This is a genomic window from Salinicola sp. MH3R3-1 (genome assembly GCF_001937155.1).
GTDB lineage: Bacteria > Pseudomonadota > Gammaproteobacteria > Pseudomonadales > Halomonadaceae > Salinicola > Salinicola halophyticus.
This window is the reverse complement of sequence record NZ_MSDP01000082.1, coordinates 1-627: the sequence shown is the minus strand read 5'-3', so window position 1 is coordinate 627 and position 627 is coordinate 1. Positions and strand designations below refer to the sequence as shown.

The following is a 627-nucleotide window of genomic DNA, read 5'->3' as shown; positions in this document are numbered from 1 at the left end:
TCGGCGGCGGGTCCGTAAAGTACGCATCCGCTGCCGCCGAGAGAGGTTTTCGGGGACAGCGAGAAGGATTCCAAGCGTTTGATTTGATTGAAGAAATCGGTTGACGCAAGGCGGTGAGGCCAGTAAGATTGCTTCCCAGTTCTTCAAGGATCGGCGCCGATAAGCAGCAACGGCGCCAGGCAGGATTCGACAAGAAAGACGTTGACATCCTCACCCAGATCCTTAAAATACGCCACTCCTTACGGCGGCCCAGAAAACAAGCGCTGACAAGCACTTGGGTTCGACGGCAGAAGCAAAGCGCTTCAAGTAAGGACGCTCTTTAACAATCGATCAGGTAATTGATGTGGGCGCTTGTTCTCGCGTGACAGCCAGTCACGACATATCGAGGCAAGCGACTCGTCAAGATTCGTTTGACCTTGAACCAAGTTTGGTCCGCTTTTCTTCTTGTTCTTCGGGAGGAGAGAAGTAAGGACTATCAGACTTTAAACTGAAGAGTTTGATCATGGCTCAGATTGAACGCTGGCGGCAGGCCTAACACATGCAAGTCGAGCGGCAGCACGGGGAGCTTGCTCCCTGGTGGCGAGCGGCGGACGGGTGAGTAATGCATAGGAATCTGCCCGGTAGTGG

General features: G+C 53.6%; 1 rRNA gene. It reads left to right on the top strand.

What is annotated here, in order from left to right:
- Window positions 1–484: 484 nt before the first annotated feature.
- Window positions 485–627: ribosomal RNA gene (locus tag BTW08_RS18425) — 16S ribosomal RNA — on the top strand; the annotation flags it as partial.